We start from the raw sequence: 17,613 nt of genomic DNA, 5'->3' as shown, positions 1-17,613 counted from the left end.
TTTCAACGTCCTCATAAACGGATCGACAGGCCATCGGCCAGGGATTGGCGATAGGCGCGCCAGGCCGGCACGCTGCCCATCAGCAGCGCGGCGATCAGGATGCCACCGAGCAGCGTCCATTCATACTCGCTCGGCCAGGACAGCGGCAGGAACAGACCGTAGTTGGCTTGCACATAACCCTGGGCCGCCACGATGCACACATACAGCAGCGCCACGCCGGCGATCACGCCCGACAGCGCCAGGGCAAAGGCTTCGAGTACCAACAGCGTCGCGATGTGCCAGGGGCGTGCGCCCACCGAGCGCAGGATCGCCATTTCCCGGCGGCGTTCATTGAGGCTGGTAAGAATGGCCGTGAGCATGCCGATCAATCCGGTCAGCACCACAAACAACGAAACCACGAACAAGGCTTTTTCCGCGGTGCCCATCAGGCTCCACAGCTCTTGCAACGCCACGCCCGGCAAGATCGCCAGCATCGGCTCACCGCGGAATTCGTTGATTTCCCGTTGCAGGGCAAAGGTCGAAATCTTGTTGTTGAGGCCGAGCATGAACGCGGTGATCGCTTGCGGCGTGAGGTCCATGTTGCGCGCCTGGTCGGCGGTGATGCGACCCTCGCCCCGGGCCGGCACACCGTTATGCCAGTCGATGTGAATGGCTTCCATACCACCAAGGCTGATGTGCAGCGTGCGGTCCACCGGGGTGCCGGTGCGCTTGAGAATGCCGACCACGGTGAACGGTTTGTCGTCGTGCTTGACCAGGCTGATCGCCGCCACGCCGTGGGCCAGCACCAGTTTGTCACCGAGTTTGTAGTGCAGTGCATCGGCCACTTCGGCGCCGAGCACCACTTCGAACGGGTCGGTGGCAAAGGCCCGGCCATCGGCCAGTTCCAGGTGTTGCTGGCGGCCGTACTGATAATGCTCGAAGTAGGCTTCGGTGGTGCCCATCACCCGGTAGCCGCGATGGGAATCGCCGAGGGACATCGGGATCGCCCACTTCACTTTCGGGTTGCTGGCGAAGTGTTCGAAGCTGTCCCAGCGGATGTTGTTAGTGGCGTTGCCGATGCGGAATACCGAGTACAGCAACAGATTCACTGAACCTGAGCGGGCACCGACGATCAGGTCGGTACCGCTGATGGTGCTGGCGAAACTGGCCTTGGCTTCGGTGCGCACGCGCTCCACTGCCAGCAACAGGCATACCGACAGGGCGATGGCGAACGCGGTGAGGATCGCGGTGAAGCGGCGGTTAGCCAGGCTGGCCATGGCTAGACGAAACAGATACATCTCAGACCTCGGACGGGGTAGCGGCGCGATTGAGTTCGGCCAGCGACAGGTTGTGGTCGAACAGCGGCGCCAGGCTCTGGTCATGGCTGACGAACAACAGGCTCGACCCGGCTTCGCGGCACTCGGCGAACAGCAGGCGAATGAAGTTCTCGCGGGCGTCGTAATCGAGGGCCGAGGTCGGCTCGTCGGCGATCACCAGTTCCGGTTGACCGATCAGTGCGCGGGCGGCGGCGACCCGTTGCTGCTGGCCGATGGACAACGAATCGGCGCGGCGACCGAGGATGTTTTCATCCTTCAAACCCAGGTGGGCGAGCAGCGTGGCGGCGGCTTTGTCGACACTGCCATGGCGTTGTTTCGCCCGTTCGGCGCGCAGTGTGGAGAAGTGGCAGGGCAGTTCGACGTTTTCACGCACCGACAGAAACGGCAGCAGGTTGAACTGCTGAAAGATGTAGCCGGTGTGATCGACGCGAAAGTGGTCGCGGGCGCCGGCCGAGAGTTGCGTCAGTTCCTGGCCGAGCAGGCGGATGCAGCCGCGATCAGGCTTTTGCACGCCGCCGAGCAGACCGAGCAGGGTGGTCTTGCCGCTGCCGCTGGGGCCTTTGAGGAACAGGGTTTCGCCGCGCTCCAGGCGAAACGCCGGGATGTCCAGCAGCGGCGGGTGACCGGGCCAGCTGAAGCCAAGGTCGGACAGTTCGATGAGTGCTTGGGTCATTTAGCCGATTTCATGGGTGTTGATTGACCTGTGTAGGAGCTGCCGCAGGCTGCGATCTTTTGATCGTTGAAGGTCAAAAGATCGCAGCCTGCGGCAGCTCCTACAGGGTGATCTTCAGTGGATTCAGAATTTTAGGGCAGCAGCCTTGGCAGTCACTTCAACCCCTTGCTGCCCGCTCGGGCCGATCAGTTGTACCTGAATTTTTTGGGTGGCCGGGAAGCGGGTGAAAATATTCGCCAGGTCCAGGGTCTTCAATGCATCCGGCGTGGCGCAGGTGAACTGATAGTGAGCGTGGATTTCGCTGTGATCATGGTGATGTTCGTGGCCGTCTTCGTCCTTGGCGTCTTCGTCATGATCGTCGTCGGCATCGGGCTTGTCGCCGAACAGCGGGCTTTCCAGTTCCTGGTTTTCCACCACGCAACCGGCGGCTTTTGGCAGGTTGAACAAGGCCAGTGGTTGCTCGAGTTGCGCGCGGGCGGCGGCGACTTTGGCTTTGTCTGCATCGCTGGTGGCGACATGCTCGAAACCCACCAGGTTCATGGCCGGGCTTTCCAGCTCCAGCTCCAGGGTCTTGCCGTCCAGCGTCGCGTTCAGGCGTCCCACGCCATGTTCGTGGGCGCCCAGGCTGCCATGCTCATGATCGTGTTCGGCGGCGGCATGGGCGACAGCCAGCGGCAACATGGCAAACGGCAGAGCGAGAAGCAGACGACGCATGACGAGTCTCCGAAAAGTAAAATGAAGAAATTGTTATGTAATCTTATAACGTAAGTGCGGAGAGTTTGACTGCCTGCTTGGCGTTGCACAAGTCCCATGGGAGCATGCCGGGAAGAAATGTGCGGGAGCAGACCTATGTTGCGAATTCGCGGAAGCATCGGCGACTGGCCGGTGGATTTGACCCTGGAGATGGACGACGCGGACTGGGCGCGGCTAGGGGCGCAGTTGCAGGTGGAAAAATCCCCGGTCAGCGCGCCAGCGGCGAAACCGCTGAATCAGGATGATGCGCTGTGGCAGATCGCCAGGGATTTGCTGCGCAAGGCAGGACAGCTCAGCGGGCCGGACCTGCTCGATCAACTCGAAGGGCTGACCGGCAGTGCGGCGGCGGGCAAACGCCTGCTGGTACGCCTGCGCCATAGTTCGGACGTGAAGGTAGTGAGCGGCGGGGATACGCCGCTCTACAGCTGGATCGAGTAGACCGTAAAAAGATCGCAGCCTGCGGCAGCTCCTACAGGGTGAATACATATCCTCTGTAGGAGCTGCCGCAGGCTGCGATCTTTTGATTTTTAATAGAGGGCGGCAAACAACTTGCGGCGGTACGTGCTCACCAACGGATGATCGTTGCCCAGCAACTCGAACACCTGCAGCAAGGTCTTGTGCGGCAAGCCTTCGCTGTAGCTGCGGTTACGGGTGAACAACTTGAGCAATGCATCCAGCGCGGCGTCGTACTGCTGACGGGCCAGTTGCTGGATCGCCAGTTGATAGACCGCCTCATCGTCCAGCGGGTCTTTCGCCAGTCGGGCCTTCAGGTCGGCGGCATCCGGCAAGTCCTTGGCCAGACCGAGAAACTTGATCTGTGCCTTGGCGCCGGCCAGCGCGGCCTTGTGTTCGTCGCTCTTGACCGCATCCAGCACGGCTTGCGCTTCGCCCAGTTCACCGCGCTCGGTCAGGCAGCGCGCGTACAGGATCAGTGCCTTGGCGTTGGTGTTGTCTTCACCCAGGATCACTTTGAGCAGGGCTTCGGCATCGGCAAAACGACTGTCGTCGAACAGCGCCTGGGCCTGTTCGAACGGATCGGCGGCGGCCGGTGGCGGCATCTGCACATGGGGTTCGAGCAGGGTACGCACGGCGGATTCCGGCTGGGCACCGGCAAAGCCGTCTACCGGCTGACCGTCCTTGAACAGCACCACGGTCGGCAGGCTGCGAATGCCAAAGCGGGCGACGATGTCTTGTTCGAGGTCGCAGTTGACCTTCGCCAACAGCAACTCACCCTGATAGCTCTCGGCAATGCTCTGCAACATTGGCATCAGCACTTTGCAGGGCGCGCACCATTCGGCCCAGAAATCCACCAGTACAGGCTTGTGGAAAGAGTTCTCGATCACCGACTGGTCGAAATCGGCAGTCGTGGCGTCGAAGATGTACGGCGTTTCCTGACTCATGGGGGATCTCTTGGAAGCGTGAATATGCTCACTATAAGGGCTGGCGTAAAAGATCGCAGCCTTCGGCAGCTCCTACATTGACCGAGTAAATATTCAACCCTGTAGGAGCTGCCGAAGGCTGCGATCTTTCTGCGATTTCAAACGCGCTGCGCATGGTACAGGCTTACATGCCGAAACTCGTGGGGCTCGGCCAGATCCGGCAGGGTCATGGCTTCAAGCATTTCGATGCGCCGGTACAACGGATGGCGAAAATCCCGCACTCGGGAATCCGCCACCAGCGCCTCTCGGCCGCGGCTGAGGAATTGGTCGAGCAGCGGCAGGTTGGCCCGGTCGTACAGCACATCCGCCACCAGGATCAGATCGAAGCGATCAGCCTCGGCGAAAAAATCCGTCGAGTAGTTGAGCTCTACGTCATTGAGCTCGGCATTGGCCCGACAGGCGGCAATCGCCAGCGGGTCGAGGTCGCAGGCTAGCACTTCCAGCGCCCCGGCCTTGGCTGCGGCAATCCCCGCTACCCCGGAACCGGCACCGAAATCCAGCACCCGCTTGCCTTCGACCCAATGCGGGTTTTTGGCCAGATAACGGGCCACGGCCAGGCCGCTGGCCCAGCAGAAGCTCCAGTACGGCGGCTCATGCAGAATGCGCCTGGTTTCTTCCGGGCTGAAGGCTCGGTCCATGTTGTCGCCGTCGATCAGCCACAACTTCAGGTCGGTCCCTGGTAACTCACAGGCAACCAATTGCGCATCACCGAGCAGTTCACCCAATGCCTTTTGCAGGTCGAGCGGTGCACTCATGGAGCTTTGACGAATTGCAGTTGGCCCAGGGCCTGGGTGGTCGGTTGGGTAATCAGCTGCGACGGCAAGTGCAGGATCAACTGCCCGGACTGACTGGCGCGGCCTCGCAGTTCAACGCGGGCCCCGGCCGGGAAGGATTCCGGATTGAAGCGCAGGTGAAAGGGCAGCACCTGGTTGTTGCCGATCAGGCTGGAACTGGCGAGCAATTGTTGCGGGCGGTCCTTATCGTCGATCACCAGCAATGCCAGTTCGACTTCAGCGCCGGCCGGTACGCCTTGCAAGGTGCCGCTCAGTTCACGCTGATAGGCGGGCAGAGGACCGAGATTGGCGGCCTCCCGGGCCTTCTTCTGCGCTTGCTGCGGCGCCGGGCCTGGCGTTGGCGGCTGGGGCTTGGGTGCATCGCTGCCGCAAGCCACCAGCAGGCTGAAAACACTGAGCAAAATGAGCGGACGTAACGACATTGGTGGCTCCATAAAGCTGAATTCCATGGATCAAGTGATCATCCCGTCTGTATACCGCAAACCCTATGGCTTGTCTTGCCACCGGGATGCGCTACCATGGCCCTCCCTTTTTTTGTTGCCTGCCACCATGCACTGTCCCTTCTGCGGTGCCAACGACACCAAGGTCATCGACTCGCGTCTGGTCGCCGAGGGCGAACAGGTGCGCCGCCGGCGTGAATGCCTGGCCTGCGGCGAGCGCTTCACGACGTTCGAGACGGCTGAACTGGTGTTGCCGCGCCTGATCAAAACCGACGGCAGTCGCCAGCCGTTCGACGAAGAAAAACTCCGCGCCGGCATGCAGCGCGCGTTGGAGAAGCGCCCGGTGAGTGTCGAGCGCCTCGAATCGTCGCTGGTGCACATCAAACACAAACTGCGCGCCACGGGCGAGCGCGAGGTCAAATCCCTCGTGGTCGGCGAACTGGTGATGGCCGAGCTGCAGAAGCTCGACGAAGTCGCCTACATCCGCTTCGCTTCGGTATATCGCCGCTTCCAGGACCTCAACGAGTTCCGCGAAGAGATCGATCGCCTGGCCCGTGAACCGGTGAAAGAATGACCACGCCCGCAGAACAAGCCATCCTCGATGCTCATTTCATGGCCCGTGCCCTGGAACTGGCGCGCAAGGGGCATTACACGACGCACCCCAATCCGCGGGTCGGTTGCGTGATCGTGCAGGGCGGGCAGATTGTCGGCGAAGGCTGGCATGAGCGCGCCGGCGAGCCCCACGCTGAAGTCCACGCCCTGCGCGCGGCCGGTGAGCAGGCTCGTGGCGCCACCGCTTACGTGACGCTTGAACCTTGCAGCCACCACGGCCGTACACCGCCCTGTGCCGACGCACTGGTCAATGCCGGTGTGGCCCGCGTGGTCGCAGCGATGCAGGACCCGAACCCGGAAGTCGCCGGTCGTGGTCTGCAACGTCTGACCCAGGCCGGTATCGCCACCGAAAGCGGCGTGCTGGAAGGCGAGGCGCGCAAGCTTAATCAAGGCTTTCTGAAACGCATGGAACACGGCTTGCCGTTCGTGCGGGTCAAACTGGCGATGAGCCTGGACGGGCGCACGGCGATGGAAAGTGGCGAAAGCCAGTGGATCACCGGTCCGGCGGCGCGCTCGGCCGTTCAGCGTCTGCGCGCCCAAGCCAGTGTGGTACTGACCGGCGCCGATACGGTGCTGGCAGACAACGCGCGGCTGACCGTGCGCGCCGATGAGCTGGGGCTGGATGCAGAGCAAACGGCCTTGGCCATGAGCCGCCCGCCGCTGCGGGTGCTGGTCGACGGTCGCCTGCGGGTGCCGCTGGATGCACCGTTCTTCAAGGCCGGCCCGGCGCTGGTCGCCACCTGCGTGGCAGTGGAAGAGCAATATGCCAACGGTCCGGAATGCCTGATCGTGCCGGGCTACGACGGCCAGGTCGATCTGCGTCAGCTGCTGGTTGAGCTCGCAACCCGTGGCGTCAACGAAGTGTTGGTCGAGGCCGGTCCACGGCTGGCCGGTGCCTTTGCCCAACTCGGTCTGGTGGACGAGTTCCAGATTTTCATTGCCGGCAAGTTCCTGGGTTCTTCGGCGCGGCCGCTGCTGGACTGGCCGCTCGCGCAAATGAAGGATGCGCCGGAACTCAAAATCACTGAAATTCGTGCCGTTGGCGATGACTGGCGAGTCATCGCCATTCCTTTGCCAGCAGCAAGCGTATAATTTCCGGCCATCGCGCAAGCTTTGGCTTTGTTCTCGAGGAGAACCTCATGTTTACCGGCATCATCGAATCCATCGGCAGTATTCGTGCATTGACCCCAAAGGGCGGTGATGTGCGGGTTCACGTCGAAACCGGCAAGCTCGACCTGAGCGACGTCAAACTGGGTGACAGCATCGCAGTCAACGGCGTGTGCCTGACTGCCGTTGAATTGCCGGGCAACGGTTTTGCGGCGGATGTCAGTCGCGAAACCCTCGACTGCACCGCCATGAACGACCTGAAAAGCGGCAGCCCGGTCAATCTGGAAAAAGCCCTGACCCCGACCACTCGCCTTGGCGGGCATCTGGTCAGCGGTCACGTCGACGGCGTGGGCGAAGTGGTTGCCCGTACCGAGAACGCGCGGGCCGTGGAATTCCGCATCCGCGCGCCGAAGGACCTGGCCAAGTACATCGCCCATAAAGGCTCGATCACCGTCGACGGCACCAGCCTGACCGTGAACGCAGTCGATGGCGCCGAGTTCCTGCTGACCATCATTCCCCACACCCTGAGCGAAACCATCATGGCGTCGTATCAGCCAGGACGCCGGGTGAACCTGGAAGTGGACTTGCTGGCCCGTTACCTGGAGCGCCTGTTGCTGGGCGACAAGGCTGCAGAGCCAACCTCCAGTAACATCACTGAAAGCTTTCTGGCCGCCAACGGCTACCTCAAATCCTGACTCAAGGGGGTGCCTTGTGGCGCTCAATAGCATCGAAGAACTGGTTGAAGACATCCGCCAAGGCAAGATGGTCATCCTCATGGATGACGAAGACCGCGAGAACGAAGGCGACCTGATCATGGCCGCCGAGTGCTGCAAGCCCGAGCACATCAACTTCATGGCCAAGCACGCCCGTGGCCTGATCTGCATGCCGATGAGCCGCGAGCGTTGCGAACTGCTCAAGCTGCCATTGATGGCGCCGCGCAACGGTTCCGGTTTCGGCACCAAGTTCACCGTATCGATCGAAGCGGCCACCGGCGTGACCACCGGCATCTCCGCCGCTGACCGCGCGCGCACCGTGCAGGCTGCCGCCGCCCGTGATGCCAAGGCTGAAGACATCGTCAGCCCGGGCCACATCTTCCCGCTGATGGCCCAGGCCGGCGGTACCCTGGCCCGCGCCGGCCACACAGAAGCGGCGTGCGACCTGGCGCGCATGGCTGGTTTCGAGCCGAGCGGCGTGATCTGCGAAGTGATGAACGACGACGGCACCATGTCCCGTCGCGCCGAGCTGGAAGCTTTTGCCGCTGAACACGACATCAAGATCGGCACCATCGCCGACCTGATTCACTACCGGATGATCCACGAACGTACCGTTCAGCGGATTGCCGAGCAGCCACTGGACAGCGAACTGGGCCAATTCAACCTGGTGACCTATCGTGATTCGGTGGAAGGCGACGTGCACATGGCGCTGACCCTGGGCAACGTTTGTGCCGAAGAACCGACCTTGGTTCGGGTGCATAACATGGACCCGCTGCGCGACCTGCTGATGGTCAAACAACCGGGCCGCTGGAGCCTGCGCGCCGCCATGGCCACGGTTGCCGAGGCCGGCAGCGGCGTGGTGCTGTTGCTCGGTCACCCGCTCGATGGCGACGTGTTGCTGGCGCATATCCGCGAAACCGCCGATCACGCCCCGGTGAAAAAACCGACCACCTACAGCACTGTCGGTGCCGGTTCGCAGATCCTGCGCGACCTGGGCGTACGCAAAATGCGCCTGATGTCGGCACCCATGAAATTTAATGCGATATCCGGTTTCGATCTGGAAGTTGTAGAATACGTGCCCTCCGAATAATGACCGGTTGTTTCCGGCCTTGAATTCGCGGTTCAAATATCACCGAGGGACGCGTACGAGACGCGTCCCGGCTCTTTAAGAGATCTATCGAATGACCCTGAAGACCATCGAAGGTACCTTCATCGCCCCTAAAGGCCGCTACGCTCTCGTAGTGGGCCGTTTCAACAGCTTCGTCGTTGAAAGCCTGGTCAGCGGTGCAGTTGATGCCCTGGTTCGCCACGGCGTGAGCGAAAGCGACATCACCATCATCCGCGCGCCTGGCGCCTTCGAAATCCCGCTGGTTGCGCAGAAAGTCGCCCAGAAAGGCGAATTCGCGGCAATCATCGCCTTGGGCGCGGTCATTCGTGGCGGCACTCCGCACTTCGAATACGTGGCTGGCGAGTGCACCAAGGGCCTGGCCCAGGTGTCCATGGAGTTCGGCGTTCCGGTCGCTTTCGGCGTCCTGACCGTTGATTCCATCGAGCAAGCCATCGAACGTTCCGGCACCAAGGCCGGCAACAAAGGTGCTGAAGCTGCCCTGTCCGCTCTGGAAATGGTCAGCCTGCTGGCGCAGTTGGAGGCCAAGTGATTAGCGACGAAAGCGATCGTTTCAACCCGCGCGATCCAAAGCCTGCGGATGCCGGCAAGCCATCGAAAAGCGTCAAGCGTCGCGAAGCCCGTCAGCTCGCGACTCAGGCGCTGTACCAATGGCACATGGCCAAGCAGTCGCTGAACGAGATCGAAGCGCAGTTCCGGGTCGATAACGATTTCAGCGATGTTGACGGCGCGTACTTCCGCGAAATCCTCCACGGGGTTCCGCAGTTCAAGACCGAAATCGACACCGCACTCACGCCATGCCTGGACTTGACCATCGAAGAGCTGGACCCTGTTGAACTGGCGGTTCTGCGCCTGTCCACCTGGGAACTGCTCAAGCGCGTCGACGTGCCGTACCGCGTTGTGATCAACGAGGGTATCGAACTGGCCAAGGTCTTCGGTTCCACCGACGGCCACAAGTTCGTCAACGGTGTGCTCGACAAGCTGGCCCCGCGTCTGCGTGAAGCTGAAGTGAAGGCGTTCAAGCGCTGATTGGCGTTTGAATCAGCAATGGGCGAGTTTGAGCTGATCCGCAATTTCTTCGCCGCCGCGCCTTGTGCGCAGGGCGGCGAAGGCGTTGCCCTCGGGATCGGCGATGACTGCGCCTTGCTGGCTGTTCCCTCCGGGGAACAGATGGCGATCTCTACCGATACGTTGGTGGCCGGCGTGCACTTCGCCGATCCCTGCGATCCGTTTCTGCTCGGCCAGCGCTCGCTGGCCGTGGCCGTCAGCGACCTGGCCGCCATGGGCGCCACCCCGGTTGCCTTTACCCTTGCCCTGACCTTGCCGACGGTGACCGCCGATTGGCTGCAAGCCTATGCCCGCGGTTTGAACCAGATGGCGCAAAGCTGTGGCGTAGCGCTGGTAGGCGGTGACACGACCCGTGGGCCGCTGAGCCTGACCATGACCGTATTCGGGCGTGTGCCGGCCGGTCTGGCGCTGACCCGCAGCGGTGCGCAACTGGGCGACCTGCTGTGTGTCGGCGGCAACCTGGGCAACGCCGCCGGTGCCTTGCCCTTGGTGCTCGGCCAGCGCACAGCCGAAGCGCGCATTGCCGAGCCGTTGCTGGCGCATTACTGGTCGCCTCAACCGCAGCTCGGTTTGGGGCAGGCGCTACGGGGCAAGGCCACTTCGGCAATGGATATCTCTGACGGCCTGCTCGCGGATTGCGGGCATATCGCGCTGGCTTCGAAGGTCGGAATCGAAGTCGAGCGGGATCGTTTGCCGCTGTCGCAGAGCCTGGTCGACTTTCTCGGTCATTCGGACGCACAGGTCGCGGCCCTGAGCGGCGGCGACGATTACGTCCTGGCCTTCACCTTACCGTCCGTCGAGTTGCCGCTATTGCTGGCCGACGGCTGGCCGATCCATGTGATTGGGCGGGTGGTAACCGGGCAGGGCGTGACACTGCTGGATGCCGATGGCAAAGACATCACCCCGCAAACCCGGGGTTATCAACATTTTCGGGAGTCACCGTGACAGATCATCCCAAGCAGGTCCCGGCGGAATTCGTACCGCCGTCGGTCTGGCGTAATCCATGGCATTTCCTGGCGTTCGGCTTTGGCTCGGGCACCTTGCCAAAAGCGCCGGGCACTTGGGGGTCGTTGGTTGCGCTGCCCTTTATTCCGTTGTGGCAAATGCTGCCCGACTGGGGTTACTGGCTGATGCTGGGCATCACCATGCTGTTCGGCTTCTGGCTGTGCGGAAAAGTGGCCGACGATTTGCGGGTACACGACCATGAAGGCATCGTCTGGGACGAAATGGTCGGGATGTGGATCACCCTGTGGCTGGTGCCGGAAGGCTGGCAATGGTTGCTGGCGGGTTTCTTGATGTTCCGCTTCTTCGACATTCTCAAGCCATGGCCGATCCGCTGGATTGACCGGCATGTACATGGCGGCGTCGGCATCATGCTCGATGATGTCCTGGCCGGGGTGTTTGCCTGGTTGGCGATGCAGGGACTGGTGTGGTTTTTCGCCTGACCGTTTGATTCGAACGCTTCCCAGATCCGATGACCGACACAGAACCCTGTGCCGGGGCGTATATCAAACATTTTGATAGTTATCGCCGATAATTCAGCCTAAGCGTCCTCCGGAACCTGCTGTTACAATGCCGGCTCTGCGAATCTTCAGACTTTTAGATCAGGAGCACACCGGTGCCTGTCGCTTTTGTCGCCGCTTGCAAGCTGCCAACACCTTTTGCGCAATTCACCATGCATGGCTTTCTCGATGAAGCCACCGGCCGCGAGCACGTTGTGCTCAGCCTGGGTGAGTTCGATGACGGTGCCCCGGTACTCGGCCGGTTGCACTCCGAATGCCTGACGGGCGATGCCCTGTTTAGCCAACGTTGCGACTGCGGCTCGCAACTGGAAGCTGCCTTGCAGGCCATCGCCCGTGAAGGTCGTGGCGTGTTGCTCTACTTGCGTCAGGAAGGTCGTGGCATTGGCCTGCTGAACAAGATCCGCGCCTATGAGCTGCAAGATGGCGGCGCTGATACCGTTGAAGCCAACGAACGCCTGGGCTTTGCCGCCGACCAGCGTGACTACGCCATGTGCCTGCCGATGCTGGAGCACATGGGCGTGAAGTCCCTGCGCCTGATGACCAACAACCCGCGCAAGGTCAAGGCCTTGACCGACATGGGTATCGTGGTCGCCGAGCGCGTGCCGCTGCACACCGGCCACAACCCGCATAACCGACTCTACCTGGCGACCAAGGCCAGCAAGCTCGACCACATGATGGGCAATGAGCATCAGGGCGAGGTAGACCGGGCGTGACCCGCGGTCAGGTGCGGCGGCGACTGTCCGTCAACTGGTGGCAATATCTGGCACTGGCCTTGTTGCCGCTGTTTGTGATCAACGCACTGTTCGGCCAGAGCGAAGCCATTCTGCCGGTGCTGGCGATGCCGATGTTCATCGCCGGAGTCGCCTCGATGTTTGTCAGCCTGAAGTTTTTCGGCGCCTACAAACACGCGCTGATCGCCACCCAGAAAGCCCTCGATACCCCTGAAGAACCTGCCGCCTGGATCAGTCTGGCGGCCAAGCGGCGCACCGCATTCCTGGCTGCCGGGCTACCGGCCTGGATCGGTGCCCTGGCGGTGTTCGTCGGTCTCGAAGCGGTGCCGCTGATGCTGCTGGCACTGTCGACCGCCGTGCTGTTCTACCTCTACCGTATTCCGCGTCAACTCGGTTGATGCGCGCGCTCTGTCTGGCGGTGTTGCTGCTGGCCGCCAGCGGCTCGGCATTCGCGGTCGAACGGGTTGTCAGTCTCGCCCCATCGCTCTCTGAAATCGTCGTTGAACTGGGCTCCGCCGACCTCTTGGTCGGTGTGCTGGACGCCGGTGAACGGCCTGCCGAACTCAAGGGCCTGCCCTCCGTTGGCCGCTATGGCCAGCTGGACATGGAACGCTTGCTCAGCCTGAAACCCGATCTGTTGCTGCTATGGCCCGGTAGTGTCGGCCCGGCCCAGCGTGACCAGCTCAAGCGACTGAATATCCCCACCTACGTCGCCGAACCCCACAGCCTGAACCAACTCGCCGCACAGATCGAGGCCATTGCCGCTCAGCTCGGTCGGCCTGAACGCGGAACTTCATTGGCCGGCGATTTACGCCAGCGGCTGGATGAATTGCGCCAGCGCTATCGCCGGGACAAGCCGTTACGAGTGTTCTATCAGGTCTGGGATCGGCCGCTGTACACGGTGGGTGGTGAGCAGATCATCAGCGATGCGCTGGAGGTCTGCGGTGCGCAAAACGTGTTTGCCGACCTGAAACTGCCGGCACCGCAAATTAGTGTGGAAGCCGTGTTGCAGCGTAATCCCGAGGTGATTCTGGCCAGCGAACAGACGCAGCTCGATGCGTGGAAAGCCTGGCCGCAGGTGGCGGCCGTGGCACAAGGACAGTTGCGCCTGGTGACAGACAAGGGCCTGGAGCGGCCGAGTGGGCAGATGATTGAGGCGACTGCCAAGCTCTGCCAGTTGATCGCGCCCGACCGCTGAGACCGAGTCGACTGTTTCGCGAGCAAGCCCGCTCCCACAGGATCGCGCTAAACCTGTGGGAGCGGGCTTGCTCGCGAAGAGGTCGGCCCAGACAGTACAAAGTCCGGATCAGATCTCCGGCGTCCACGTCACCCCGAACATCCACGCCCGACCCTCCTCGCGATACCCGTACTGATTACCTTGGAAGCTGTACAGCGCCCGGCTGTAACCCTTGTCCAGCAGGTTATCGACCTTCAGCTCCAGCTGGATTTCACGATTGAGCTCCCAACTGCTGCGCAGCCCCAGCAAGGCATAACCACCCAACGGTTGTTGATTGTTCAAGTCGTCATAGCTGCTGCTGACCGCTTGCCAACTCGCGCCGAGGCCCAGGCGATCGAACTGGCGGTCCAAGTCCCAGCTCAAGGTGCGCCGCGCACGACGGGCCAGGGTGTGGCCCGTGTCACGATCCCGTGGGTCGATGATCGCCACGCCAAGGTTGCTCTGCCAACCGAACAGTTCCTGCTTCAGCGCTGCTTCGAAGCCGTTGATCCGCGCCGAGGCGACGTTCTGGGGGGGCGAATTGCTGCCGGCGATGATTGCGTCTTCAAGGTCGGTGCGATACAGCGACGTCTCCAGGCGACTGCTCTCGGTCAATTGGCTGCGCCATTGCAGCTCATAGCTTTTCGAGGTTTCAGGTTTCAGGTCGGGGTTGCTGAAGTCCGGGTAGTACAGGTCGTTGAACGTCGGCGCGCGGAAGCCTTCGCTGTAGGTCAGCAGCACTTCGTTGTCCGGGTTCAGCGGCAGGGTGAAGGTGCCGCTCCAGGTGTTCTGGCTGCCGAACTGCTGGTTATCGTCGTGCCGCAAACCCAACTCGGTAGAGAAACTGTCTGCCTGAAAGCGATGCTGGATGAATGCGGCACGGTTCCAGCGGCTGTCTTCGTCAAGCGCTTTACGTTCTCCAAAAGCGTCGAAATCGCTATTGATCCGATCTTCGAACCAGTCGCCACCCAGCATCAGGCTGTTGCGTTCATTGAGCTTCAGGTCGTTTTGCCAGTTGACTGAGTCGCGGTAAGTATTGAAAACACTGTGCTCATCGCTGAGCTTGTCGAGGGTCGTCTCGCGGTTTTCGCTGTGACCGAGTTCGACACGGGTTTTCCACACCTCACTAATCTGCACATCAACATAGCTGCTGATGCTGCTTACATTGAAGTCGTTGTAGGGCTGCTGTTGATAGGACTTGTCCGTCACGTAATCGTAACGGCCGAACGGACTATCAAACTCGCTCTTGCCGCGGTTATCCAGCAGGTTGGCGCCGATCTCGATGTCATCGCCGAGCATGTGACTCAAGCTCAGGCTGAGGGATTTGTTGCGGTAGGCGTCGTGATCGCCATCACTGGGATACGACTCGTGGGTGCGATTGATCCCGGCGGTTTCATCGAGGCTGGCGCCGAGGTTGAAACGGGTTCGCTCATCACCACCGGACAGGCCAAGGCTGCGCTCCCAAGTCTGGTTGCTGCCAAACCCCGTGTGCAAGCGCGGTTGCAGGCCTTGTTCGCCGCCACGGCGGGTGAAGATCTGGATCACCCCGCCAATCGCATCGCTGCCGTAAATCACCGAGCGGGAGCCGCGCAGCACTTCCACGCGCTCGACCTGCTCGATGTTGATGTGTTGCAGGTTGCTGTCGCCGGAGGTCGAACTGCCGATGCGCTGGCCATCCACCAACACCAGGCTCTGGGCCGACTGGGTGCCACGGATGTAGACACCCGGAATGCTGCCGCGCCCGCCGGACTGCGAGACTTGCACGCCCGGCACCCGACGCAACAGATCAGTGACGCTATCGGGTTGCAGGCGATCGATGTCGTCGCGGGTAAACACTGTATTGGCGGCGCTGCTGTCATTGCGCGCTTCGACCTGGCGGTTGGCGCTGATCAGCACGTCGGGCAGCTTCAGGGCCTGGTCGCGTTCGAAGGTGTCGGCCAGCAATTGACCGGCCGGCAACAGGGTCAGCGTCAGGGCGAAGGGAGAGAGTTTCATGGAGTATCCGAAATTTCAGATGCGACGCAGCTCCCCGTAGGAGCTGCCGAAGGCTGCGATCTTTTGATTTTGATTTTTTCAGATATGGAGTTGTCGAAGGCCAGGATCAAAAGATCGCAGCCTTCGGCAGCTCCTACACAGAGTTTTGCGTTTAGATGTTGAGCAGTTGCAGGCGCTCGCGAATGGACGCTTCGATTCCCGCCTCATCCAGACCACACTCAGCCAGCATTTGCGCAGGCTTGGCGTGTTCGACGTAAATGTCCGGCAAGCCCAGGTGCAGCATCGACTTGAGGATGTTTTCGCGGGCGAGGAATTCGCTGACCGCGCCACCGGCGCCGCCCATGATTGCGTTTTCTTCGACGGTGACCAGTAGCTCGTGGCTGCCGGCGATTTCGCGAACCAGTGCTTCATCCAGCGGCTTGACGAAACGCATGTCGACCACGGTCGCGTCCAGCGTCTCGGCGACTTTCAGGGCTTCGGCCAGTTGCACGCCGAACACCAGCAGGGCGACTTTGCTGCCCTGGCGGCGAACTACGCCCTTGCCGATCTCGATCGGCTCGAGGTCTTTCTCGATAGTCGCGTTCGGGCCGTTGCCGCGTGGATAGCGCACCGCCGCCGGGCCTTCGTACAGGTGGCCGGTGGTGAGCATCTTGCGCAGTTCGTTTTCGTCGCTCGGGGTCATCACCAGCATGCCGGGGATGCAGCGCAGGTACGAAAGATCGAAGCTGCCGGCGTGGGTCGGGCCGTCTTCGCCCACCAGGCCTGCACGGTCGATGGCGAACAGTACGTCAAGATTCTGCACCGCGACGTCATGCACCAACTGGTCGTAGCCGCGCTGCAGGAAGGTCGAATAGATCGCTACGACCGGCTTCGCGCCTTCGCAGGCCATGCCGGCAGCGAGGGTGACGGCGTGCTGCTCGGCAATGGCAACGTCGAAGTAGCGCAACGGGAAGCGTTCGCTGAAAGCGACCAGGTCCGAGCCTTCCTTCATCGCCGGGGTAATCCCGACCAGACGCGGATCGGCCGCCGCCATGTCGCACAGCCATTCGCCGAACACACCGGAGTACTTGGGCCCGCTGGCCTTTTTCGGCGCGGCGGCCGGGGCGTCCAGCGGTTCGAGTTTGGTGATGGCGTGGTAACCGATCGGGTCGACTTCCGCCGGGGCGAAGCCTTTGCCTTTCTTGGTGACGACGTGCAGGAACTGCGGGCCTTTCAGATCGCGCATGTTGCGCAGGGTGGCGATCAGGGTCGGCAGGTCGTGGCCATCGATGGGGCCGATGTAGTTCCAGCCCAGCTCTTCGAACAGCGTGCCGGGAACCAGCATGCCTTTGGCATATTCTTCGGTCCGGCGAGCGATTTCCCAGGCGCCGGGCAGGCGCGACAGCACTTTTTTGCTGCCTTCGCGCATGCTCGCGTAGGTGCGGCTGGAAAGGATCTTCGCCAGGTAGTTCGACAGGCCACCGACGTTGCGCGAGATCGACATGTCGTTGTCGTTGAGGATCACCAGCATGTTGGCGTCCACTTCCGGCGCATGGTTCAGCGCCTCGAATGCCATGCCCGCGGTCAACGCGCCGTCGCCGATCACCGCGATCGCCTTGCGCTCGCTGTTTTGCAGGCGGGCGGCAATTGCCATGCCCAGCGCGGCGCTGATCGAGGTGCTGGAGTGGCCGACGCCAAAGGTGTCGTACTCGCTCTCGGAGCGGCGCGGGAACGCAGCGACGCCGTCCTTCTGGCGCAGGGTGCCCATGCGCTCGCGACGACCGGTGAGGATCTTGTGCGGATAAGCCTGATGACCCACGTCCCACACCAGCCGGTCGTCCGGGGTGTCGAAGACGTAATGCAGCGCGATGGTCAGCTCGATCACGCCCAGGCCGGCACCGAAATGCCCACCGGTCTGGCCGACCGTGTAGAGCAATTCCAGGCGCAACTCATCGGCCAGGGTTTCCAGCTCGGCTTCGCCTAACCGGCGCAGGCCGTCCGGCGTGTTCGCGCGGTCGAGCAGGGGCGTGGTCGGGCGCTTGCGGGGAATCTCATGAAACGTCGTGGGCATCAGGCGAATCGTTATAGGTATAAAAGATGCGGCAGTTTACCTGATGCATCGCCCCCT

The 17,613-nt window shown here is 61.8% G+C and carries 20 protein-coding genes; 12 read left to right on the top strand and 8 right to left on the bottom strand.

Features of this window, described 5'->3' with window-relative positions; all coding sequences use genetic code 11:
* Nucleotides 1-11: 11 nt before the first annotated feature.
* The 3 genes from AC3IP0_RS25290 to AC3IP0_RS25280 form a co-directional block, all read right to left on the bottom strand.
* Nucleotides 12-1,277 carry an ABC transporter permease gene (locus AC3IP0_RS25290; protein WP_489326165.1) on the bottom strand — a complete coding sequence of 422 codons (1,266 nt, stop codon included), beginning with the start codon at nucleotides 1,275-1,277 and terminating at the stop codon, nucleotides 12-14.
* Between the two features lies 1 nt (nucleotide 1,278).
* Nucleotides 1,279-1,989 (bottom strand): ABC transporter ATP-binding protein, encoded by a 711-nt coding sequence (locus AC3IP0_RS25285; protein WP_489317393.1) that lies wholly within the window; start codon nucleotides 1,987-1,989, stop codon nucleotides 1,279-1,281.
* A 123-nt stretch (nucleotides 1,990-2,112) separates the two neighbouring features.
* Nucleotides 2,113-2,703 carry a DUF2796 domain-containing protein gene (locus tag AC3IP0_RS25280; protein WP_489317392.1) on the bottom strand — a complete coding sequence of 197 codons (591 nt, stop codon included), beginning with the start codon at nucleotides 2,701-2,703 and terminating at the stop codon, nucleotides 2,113-2,115.
* 135 nt (nucleotides 2,704-2,838) lie between these two features.
* On the opposite strand from AC3IP0_RS25280, the gene AC3IP0_RS25275 reads away from it, so the two are divergent.
* Complete coding sequence (locus AC3IP0_RS25275) at nucleotides 2,839-3,180, top strand: hypothetical protein (RefSeq protein WP_489317391.1); 342 nt, start codon at nucleotides 2,839-2,841, stop codon at nucleotides 3,178-3,180.
* Nucleotides 3,181-3,269: 89 nt separating this feature from the next.
* Here the strand turns inward: AC3IP0_RS25275 and trxA are convergent, their stop codons facing one another.
* The 3 genes from trxA to AC3IP0_RS25260 all read right to left on the bottom strand — a co-directional run bounded on the left by trxA (nucleotide 3,270) and on the right by AC3IP0_RS25260 (nucleotide 5,397).
* Entirely contained in the window at nucleotides 3,270-4,142 is an 873-nt protein-coding gene (gene trxA, locus AC3IP0_RS25270) for a thioredoxin (RefSeq protein WP_489317390.1), read from the bottom strand.
* 137 nt (nucleotides 4,143-4,279) lie between these two features.
* Nucleotides 4,280-4,936 carry a class I SAM-dependent methyltransferase gene (locus tag AC3IP0_RS25265; protein WP_489317389.1) on the bottom strand — a complete coding sequence of 219 codons (657 nt, stop codon included), beginning with the start codon at nucleotides 4,934-4,936 and terminating at the stop codon, nucleotides 4,280-4,282.
* A complete protein-coding gene (locus AC3IP0_RS25260) occupies nucleotides 4,933-5,397 on the bottom strand; it encodes a YbaY family lipoprotein (protein ID WP_489317388.1) in 465 nt (154 codons plus the stop codon). The genes AC3IP0_RS25265 and AC3IP0_RS25260 overlap by 4 nt, the downstream gene beginning before the upstream one ends.
* A 127-nt stretch (nucleotides 5,398-5,524) precedes the next feature.
* On the opposite strand from AC3IP0_RS25260, the gene nrdR reads away from it, so the two are divergent.
* From nrdR to AC3IP0_RS25205, 11 genes are all read left to right on the top strand, one after another.
* Entirely contained in the window at nucleotides 5,525-5,989 is a 465-nt protein-coding gene (gene nrdR, locus AC3IP0_RS25255) for a transcriptional regulator NrdR (protein ID WP_003228656.1), read from the top strand.
* The gene (ribD, locus tag AC3IP0_RS25250) at nucleotides 5,986-7,119 is read left to right on the top strand and encodes a bifunctional diaminohydroxyphosphoribosylaminopyrimidine deaminase/5-amino-6-(5-phosphoribosylamino)uracil reductase RibD (protein ID WP_489317387.1); all 1,134 of its coding nucleotides are present in this window, start codon (nucleotides 5,986-5,988) and stop codon (nucleotides 7,117-7,119) included. The genes nrdR and ribD overlap by 4 nt, the downstream gene beginning before the upstream one ends.
* Before the next feature lie 47 nt (nucleotides 7,120-7,166).
* Nucleotides 7,167-7,829 carry a riboflavin synthase gene (locus AC3IP0_RS25245; RefSeq protein WP_007906836.1) on the top strand — a complete coding sequence of 221 codons (663 nt, stop codon included), beginning with the start codon at nucleotides 7,167-7,169 and terminating at the stop codon, nucleotides 7,827-7,829.
* A 16-nt stretch (nucleotides 7,830-7,845) separates the two neighbouring features.
* Entirely contained in the window at nucleotides 7,846-8,937 is a 1,092-nt protein-coding gene (gene ribBA, locus AC3IP0_RS25240) for a bifunctional 3,4-dihydroxy-2-butanone-4-phosphate synthase/GTP cyclohydrolase II (protein WP_223444950.1), read from the top strand.
* Nucleotides 8,938-9,028: 91 nt separating this feature from the next.
* Nucleotides 9,029-9,505 (top strand): 6,7-dimethyl-8-ribityllumazine synthase, encoded by a 477-nt coding sequence (gene ribH / locus AC3IP0_RS25235; RefSeq protein WP_003228649.1) that lies wholly within the window; start codon nucleotides 9,029-9,031, stop codon nucleotides 9,503-9,505.
* On the top strand, nucleotides 9,502-10,002 hold the full coding sequence (gene nusB, locus AC3IP0_RS25230) for a transcription antitermination factor NusB (protein ID WP_003185935.1): 501 nt from the start codon (nucleotides 9,502-9,504) through the stop codon (nucleotides 10,000-10,002). The genes ribH and nusB overlap by 4 nt, the downstream gene beginning before the upstream one ends.
* Before the next feature lie 18 nt (nucleotides 10,003-10,020).
* Nucleotides 10,021-10,986 carry a thiamine-phosphate kinase gene (gene thiL, locus AC3IP0_RS25225; protein WP_489326163.1) on the top strand — a complete coding sequence of 322 codons (966 nt, stop codon included), beginning with the start codon at nucleotides 10,021-10,023 and terminating at the stop codon, nucleotides 10,984-10,986.
* Nucleotides 10,983-11,486 (top strand): phosphatidylglycerophosphatase A family protein, encoded by a 504-nt coding sequence (locus AC3IP0_RS25220; protein WP_007970166.1) that lies wholly within the window; start codon nucleotides 10,983-10,985, stop codon nucleotides 11,484-11,486. The genes thiL and AC3IP0_RS25220 overlap by 4 nt, the downstream gene beginning before the upstream one ends.
* Before the next feature lie 173 nt (nucleotides 11,487-11,659).
* A complete protein-coding gene (gene ribA, locus AC3IP0_RS25215; RefSeq protein ID WP_046041645.1) occupies nucleotides 11,660-12,277 on the top strand; it encodes a GTP cyclohydrolase II in 618 nt (205 codons plus the stop codon).
* On the top strand, nucleotides 12,274-12,693 hold the full coding sequence (locus AC3IP0_RS25210; protein ID WP_489317385.1) for an MFS transporter: 420 nt from the start codon (nucleotides 12,274-12,276) through the stop codon (nucleotides 12,691-12,693). The genes ribA and AC3IP0_RS25210 overlap by 4 nt, the downstream gene beginning before the upstream one ends.
* Entirely contained in the window at nucleotides 12,693-13,493 is an 801-nt protein-coding gene (locus AC3IP0_RS25205; RefSeq protein WP_489317384.1) for a cobalamin-binding protein, read from the top strand. The genes AC3IP0_RS25210 and AC3IP0_RS25205 overlap by 1 nt, the downstream gene beginning before the upstream one ends.
* Nucleotides 13,494-13,601: 108 nt before the next feature.
* Here the strand turns inward: AC3IP0_RS25205 and AC3IP0_RS25200 are convergent, their stop codons facing one another.
* Nucleotides 13,602-15,506 carry a TonB-dependent receptor domain-containing protein gene (locus AC3IP0_RS25200; protein WP_489326161.1) on the bottom strand — a complete coding sequence of 635 codons (1,905 nt, stop codon included), beginning with the start codon at nucleotides 15,504-15,506 and terminating at the stop codon, nucleotides 13,602-13,604.
* A 151-nt stretch (nucleotides 15,507-15,657) separates the two neighbouring features.
* Nucleotides 15,658-17,556 carry a 1-deoxy-D-xylulose-5-phosphate synthase gene (dxs, locus tag AC3IP0_RS25195; protein WP_489317382.1) on the bottom strand — a complete coding sequence of 633 codons (1,899 nt, stop codon included), beginning with the start codon at nucleotides 17,554-17,556 and terminating at the stop codon, nucleotides 15,658-15,660.
* Nucleotides 17,557-17,613: the final 57 nt, after the last annotated feature.

This window comes from Pseudomonas sp. GL_103 (genome assembly GCF_057835175.1).
The sequence above is the reverse complement of the archived record's forward strand: the minus strand, read 5'-3'. Positions and strand labels throughout refer to the sequence as shown.

Bases quoted from the DNA above. Each gene is read 5' to 3' on its own strand.
- ribD (WP_489317387.1), top strand. From the start codon at position 5,986: ATGACCACGCCCGCAGAACAAGCCATCCTCGATGCTCATTTCATGGCC.
- ribH (WP_003228649.1), top strand. From the start codon at position 9,029: ATGACCCTGAAGACCATCGAAGGTACCTTCATCGCCCCTAAAGGCCGC.
- AC3IP0_RS25265 (WP_489317389.1), bottom strand. From the start codon at position 4,936: ATGAGTGCACCGCTCGACCTGCAAAAGGCATTGGGTGAACTGCTCGGT.
- AC3IP0_RS25275 (WP_489317391.1), top strand. From the start codon at position 2,839: ATGTTGCGAATTCGCGGAAGCATCGGCGACTGGCCGGTGGATTTGACC.
- AC3IP0_RS25280 (WP_489317392.1), bottom strand. From the start codon at position 2,703: ATGCGTCGTCTGCTTCTCGCTCTGCCGTTTGCCATGTTGCCGCTGGCT.
- AC3IP0_RS25200 (WP_489326161.1), bottom strand. From the start codon at position 15,506: ATGAAACTCTCTCCCTTCGCCCTGACGCTGACCCTGTTGCCGGCCGGT.
- nrdR (WP_003228656.1), top strand. From the start codon at position 5,525: ATGCACTGTCCCTTCTGCGGTGCCAACGACACCAAGGTCATCGACTCG.
- dxs (WP_489317382.1), bottom strand. From the start codon at position 17,556: ATGCCCACGACGTTTCATGAGATTCCCCGCAAGCGCCCGACCACGCCC.
- thiL (WP_489326163.1), top strand. From the start codon at position 10,021: ATGGGCGAGTTTGAGCTGATCCGCAATTTCTTCGCCGCCGCGCCTTGT.
- AC3IP0_RS25205 (WP_489317384.1), top strand. From the start codon at position 12,693: ATGCGCGCGCTCTGTCTGGCGGTGTTGCTGCTGGCCGCCAGCGGCTCG.
- AC3IP0_RS25260 (WP_489317388.1), bottom strand. From the start codon at position 5,397: ATGTCGTTACGTCCGCTCATTTTGCTCAGTGTTTTCAGCCTGCTGGTG.
- AC3IP0_RS25285 (WP_489317393.1), bottom strand. From the start codon at position 1,989: ATGACCCAAGCACTCATCGAACTGTCCGACCTTGGCTTCAGCTGGCCC.
- trxA (WP_489317390.1), bottom strand. From the start codon at position 4,142: ATGAGTCAGGAAACGCCGTACATCTTCGACGCCACGACTGCCGATTTC.
- AC3IP0_RS25290 (WP_489326165.1), bottom strand. From the start codon at position 1,277: ATGTATCTGTTTCGTCTAGCCATGGCCAGCCTGGCTAACCGCCGCTTC.
- AC3IP0_RS25245 (WP_007906836.1), top strand. From the start codon at position 7,167: ATGTTTACCGGCATCATCGAATCCATCGGCAGTATTCGTGCATTGACC.